This is a genomic window from Bradyrhizobium sp. 160, from assembly GCF_023073735.1.
Lineage (GTDB): Bacteria > Pseudomonadota > Alphaproteobacteria > Rhizobiales > Xanthobacteraceae > Bradyrhizobium.
The window spans coordinates 1-6013 of the sequence record NZ_JADPKD010000029.1 but is presented as its reverse complement, the minus strand read 5'-3'; the positions used below and the strand labels follow the sequence as shown (position 1 = coordinate 6013).

The 6013-nt window shown below is 65.5% G+C and carries 1 protein-coding gene; it reads right to left on the bottom strand.

Annotation, left to right across the window (positions count from 1 at the left end; genetic code table 11):
* On the bottom strand, positions 1–6013 hold a 6013-nt coding region (locus IVA98_RS12480), incomplete at both ends, for a non-ribosomal peptide synthetase (RefSeq protein ID WP_247354901.1).

Here is a 6013-nt window from a genome sequence, read left to right as displayed (position 1 = left end):
TGCGCCGACCTCACCACTGAACGGATCGGCCAAGAACCTCTCCGCCGTCAGTTCGGGCCGGTTCAGATAGCCACGCGCGACCCCCGCCCCGCCAATGTAGAGCTCTCCCACCGCTCCCAACGGAACGGGCGCGCCATGGCCATCGAGCAGATACACACGCGTGTTCGCAATCGGACGGCCGATATGCGGCACTGCGTTTTCGATGGAGAGCCGTCCCGAGGTCGCCACGACCGTAGCTTCAGTAGGGCCATAGTTGTTTATCAGCTTTAAAGGCGGTGTTAGAGACGCGGGCATACGGTGGAGACGATCACCGCCAACAAGCAAGTACTCCAATGTGGGATTTACCAGCTTGTCTTCCAACGCGATTGTGGCCAGCGGCGTGATCAGAAAGGCGACTTCGAGCGATTGATCACGCCACCATTCTAGCAGGCGGAGCGAATCTCCCGCTGCCGCTCTGGGAGGTAGAAGCAATGTGCTGCCGTTGTATAACGCAGTCCATAGCTCCCAAGTGCTGGCATCGAATGCTAGTCCGGCAGTGAGTGCGCAACAGGTTTCTGGTTGAAGACAAAACGTTTGCACATGCCAAGCTATCAGATTGACTAATCCGCGATGCTCGACCATGACGCCTTTTGGGGTGCCGGTAGATCCCGAAGTGTAGATCACATAGGCGAGATGGCGCGAGGTCAGGCCAAGCGCACGCGGGTCGGGATCCGAGGCCGGCAGCTTCGCCCAGGCCGATGTCGCCGTCTCGAGATCGACCACCGTCAGATCGGCCAGCGCATCGGCGCCCAGTGCGGATCGTCCCGCAGCATCGGCCAGCAACAGTTGCGGCTGCGCATCCTCAAGAACCTGCTTGAGCCGTGCGCACGGATAGGCCGGATCCAACGGCAGATAGGCGCCACCCGCCTTGAGGATTGCAAGCAGCCCCACCACCATCGCCACGCCGCGCTCAAGGCAGATCGCCACAGGCTGGTCCGGCTTCACCCCGAGCCCGATCAGATGATGCGCCAGCCGGTTCGCCCGTGCATTGAGCTCGCCATAGCTCAAGCGCTCGTCCGCATGGACCACCGCCACCGCATGCGGCATCTTGGCGACCTGCGCCTCGAACAGCTCATGAATGCACCGCTGCTCGGGATACGGCACCGCCGTCCGGTTCAGCTCCTCCAATAGATATGCGCGCTCGTCGGCCGCCAGCAGCTCAATCCGCCCGACCGCTTGCCGCGCATCGGCCACCATCGCCCGCAGCAGCGCCAGCAGATAGCCTCGCTGCCGCTCGATGCTCGGCTGATCGAACAGCGCCGTGGCATAGCCCAGCGTTCCGGCGATCGCCTCGCCATGCTCGGCAAGGTTCAGCTCCAGATCGAACTTGACCTGATCGAAGCCGTCTGCCGCCGCCTCCACACGCAGCCCAGGAAGATCGAACGCCGGGGCGGCGTTGTTCTGCCAGGCCAGCATCACCTGGAACAACGGCGTGTGATCAAGACGCCGGGGCGGCTGCACGATCTCCACCACCTGCTCAAACGGCAGGTCCTGATGCTCCTGCGCCGCCAAGGCCGTGCGCCGCGTCCGTTTGAGCAGCTCCGCCACGCTCGGCGCGCCCGACAGGTCGAGCCGCAGCGCCAGGGTGTTGACGAAGCAGCCGATCAGCTCCTCGACCTCGCGCCGACCGCGATTGGCGCTCGGCACCCCGATCACAAGGTCGTCCTGCCCCGACAGACGCGACAGCACCGCAGCCCACGCCGCCAGCACCGTCATGAACAAGGTCGTGCCATGCTGCTGGCTCAGCCGCCGCAAGCCCCGCGTCAGATCCGCATCGATCACGACCGCCACACCGGCCCCGGCAAACGACTGCTGTGCCGGCCGCGGCCGGTCGGTCCGCAAGGCCAGACGGGCCGGCGCGCCAGACAGGGCGTTGCGCCAATACTGCGCCTGGTTCGAGAGCCGTTCCCCTGTTAGCCACCGCCGTTGCCAGGCGGCATAGTCCGGATACTGGATCACAAGCGGCGGCAGCGGATCGTCGTCTCCGGCCACGAACGCCCGGTACAGCTGACTGAGTTCACGCGCCAACACGCCCAGCGACCAGCCATCCGAGACAATATGATGCTGCGTCAGCAGGAACACGTGCTCCTCATCCGAGATCCGGATCAAGCGGCCGCGGATCAGCGGGCCGCGCGCCAGATCGAACGGCGTGCGCGCCTCTTCCCTGCACAGGTCCAATAGCGCCTCGTCCGCATCCGGCCTGTCCCGCAGATCGTGCTCCACAACCGGCAGCCCCGCATCCTGCGGCAGCAGCTCCACCCAGGGCTCGCCCTCCGGCGCGACAAAGACGCTGCGCAGCGCCTCCTGGCGCGCCAACACACGGTCCAGGCTGCGCTGCCAGGCGCTGCGGTCGAGCCCACCCTTGAGCCGCCACGCCAGTGGAATGTGATAGTTCGCGCCGCTCTGATCCAGCTGCGCCAAAAACCACAGCCGCTGCTGCGCAAACGACAGCACAAGCGCCGCATCACGCGGCACGGCCACAATGGCCGGCAGGTCTTGCGCGCCGGAGCGGCTCAACTCATCCACGAGGCTCGCGGCCAGATCGGCCAGCACCGGTTTCGCAAACAGGGTGCTCAGCGGCAGTGCGACGCCAACAACCTGCGAGACCCGGCTCAACAGCCGCACCGCGAGCAGCGAGTGGCCGCCGAGCGCAAAGAAGTGGTCGTGGCGTCCGACCCGCTCAACACCCAGAAGCTCGGCCCAGATCGTTGCCAGCGCGGTCTCGATCTCGCCTTGCGGTGCCTCATAGACGGCGCGTGCATACGCCTCATCTTGCGGCGCCGGCAGCGCCTTGCGGTCGAGCTTGCCGTTCGGCGTCAGCGGCAGCGCCGCCAGCTGCACAAACGCGCTCGGCACCATGTACTCGGGCAGCCGCGCACCAAGATGGGTGCGCAACGTGCCGGCAAGTTCAGTCCCCTCGGCTTCGCCGGCATGCTCCGCAGCCGTAACCACATAGGCGACCAGACGCTTCTCGCCGCTGCGATCCTCGCACGCAACCACCGCCGCGTCGCGCACCGACGCGTGCTCAACCAGCCGCGCCGCGATCTCACCGGGCTCGATCCGGAACCCGCGGATCTTCACCTGGTCGTCATTGCGCCCCAAAAACTCCAGATTGCCGTCCGGCAGATAGCGCGCCAGATCGCCAGTGCGGTACAGCCGGTCGGCTTCGACAAAGGGACTGGCGATGAACCGCTCCGCCGTCAGCTCGGGACGGTTCAGATAGCCGCGCGCCACTCCCGCCCCGCCGATGTAAAGCTCGCCCACCGCCCCAGACGGAACAGGCGCACCATCACCGTCAAGCAGATACACCCGCGTGTTCGCAATCGGACGGCCAATCGTCTCAACGACAGCCTCTCCCCTTCGCAAGCAGATCCAGGTTGAGTACGTGGTGGTTTCAGACGGCGCGTAAAGGTTATAAATCTTCTCTACGCGACTGCTCTCGAAGGCCTTCTCTATGAGGCCTACCTTCAGCCGCTCGCCGCACGAATTGATCACGCTTGCGGAAACCGGCACGGCTTTCTTGTCGACCAGAGCGGCGATCGCCGAGGGCACTGTGTTGATCAAGGAGATATCCAAAGACCTCTCGGCCAACGCCAGCGCATTCTCAACAACGTAAAGCGTGCTTCCTTGCGAAAGCGGAACGAAGCACTCATAGACGGACAGATCAAAACTGATCGAGGTGGAAAACAGGGTGCGGCTGATCTCTGATTCCGCAAACACCTCGCTGCTCCAATGCAGCAGGTTCACCGTGCTCGCATGCTCGATCATGACGCCCTTGGGCGTGCCTGTGGATCCGGAGGTGTAGATCACGTAGGCGAGATGGCGCGAGGTCAGGCCGAGCGCGCGCGGGTCGAGATTACAAGCGGGCAGCTCGGCCCAGGCGGGTGTGGCTGCCATAAGATCGACAACGCTCACATCGGCCAGCGCCTCAGGGCCAAGCGCGGCACGGCCGGCTTCGTCGGCCAGCAGCAGACGCGGCGCCGCATCCTTGAGCACCTGGTGCAGCCGCGCACTCGGATAGGCCGCATCCAGCGGCAGATAGGCGCCACCCGCCTTGAGGATTGCAAGCAGCCCCACCACCATCGCCACGCCGCGCTCAAGGCAGATCGCCACAGGCTGGTCCGGCTTCACCCCGAGCCCGATCAGATGATGCGCCAGCCGGTTCGCCCGTGCATTGAGCTCGCCATAGCTCAAGCGCTCGTCCTCATGGACCACCGCCACCGCATCCGGCGTCTTGGCGACCTGCGCCTCGAACAGCTCATGGATGCACCGCTCTGACGGATACGCCGCCGCCGTGCGGTTCAGTTCCTCCAGCAGGTACGCCCGCTCGTCAGCCGGGAGGATGTCCAGCTCTCGCACCGGCTTGTTGGGGGCATGCTCCAGCGCCTCAGCCAGTTGCTCAAGCGCCCGCTGCATGTAGCCGCAGACCCGGTCCGCAGATATGGGCGCCGCCACCTGCGCCGTCAGGCCGAGCGCCTCGCCAAAATCCTCGACCGACAAGGTCAGCGGATAGTTGGTGCGTTCTTCCGCACCCAACCATTCCACGCCGGATAGCACATCGTCCGGTCCGGAGCTTGGCGCTGGCGTGTTATGACGGTAGTTCAACAGTGCGCTGAACAGCGGCGCCGGCGCCGCAACGCTGCTGCAGCGTTGCGCCAAGGCCAGCGAGGCATGCTCGTGCGCCAGCAGCTCGGCCAGCCGGCGATGCGTGATCCGGACACTCGCCTCGACCCCGGTGCCATCCAGATCAAGCCGCAGCGGCAGGGTATTGATGAACAGGCCCATGGCGCGGTCGGCGCCGGCGCCTCCATGCATGCGGCCGAACAGCACCGTGCCGAACACCACCTGCTCACGCCCGCTGCTGCGCGCCACCACCTGCCCCCAGGCCAGATGGCACAGGCTCGCCAGGCTCACCCCGAGCCGCCGCGCCTGCACTCGCAGCCGCTCGTTGAGCTCGCGCGGCAGCATCCGCCGCGCCGCGCCGGCTCCACTGCCGTCGCCGCGCACCTCGCTCAGCCCAAACGGCAGCGTCGGCTCATCGATGTCTGCCAGCAGTCTCCGGAAGAACTGCTCATGCTCTTGCGCTCCAACTCCCAGTCGTGCCTGCGCCACCAGATTGCGGAACGGCTGTGGTGCTGCCAGCTCGTGTGCCCGCCCCTCCAGCTCGGCCCGGACCTCGGCATGCATCACTTCCAGCGTGGAATGATCCCCGATCAGATGGTGCAGCAGCTCCAGGAGCAGCCAGCGCGCACTGCCGGGCTCGCGCGCAATCACAAACCGCAACAAAGGCGCCCGGCCAAGATCGATCCGGTGCTGACGCGGATCAAACTGTTGCCTGAGCTGCTCAGCACCATCAGATCCATCCAGCGCGACCTCGGTGACCTCGAGTGGTGTTCGCCGCCAAACCACCTGGGCCGGGCTCGACAGGCCCTCCCAGACAAACGACGTTCTTAAGATATCGTGCCGGTCCACCACCCGCTGGACCGCGGCAAGGTAGCGCTCCAACAGAGCCCGGTCGGCAAATGCCATCTGCGAGACCAGCAGGTATGGATCGCCTCGCCTCGCCAACAGATGATGGAACAGGATGCCGTCCTGCAGCGGCGACAGGGCATAAATGTCCTGGATGTTGCCGAGACCGCCAGGCACCGTGGCGACAATCCGGTCGATCTCCGGCTGCGCCAGCTCGATGAGCGGCAGCAGCTCTGGTGTAATCGCTGCACTCTGCTCCGTGATCAGGTTGGCGGGGATCGCCACCTCATGATGGCTGCCCAGGCTTGCGGCAAGATCGGCCAGCACCGGCTTGGCGAACAGGGTGCGCACCTCGACCCCAAGCGACAGCCGCCGCAAACGCTCCATCAGTTGAACCGCCAGCAGTGAGTGCCCGCCCAGCTCGAAGAAGTTGTCGTGCCGGCCGACACGTTCCAGGCCCAGAAGCTCGGCCCAGATCTGCGCCAGCGCGATCTCGATCTCGCCC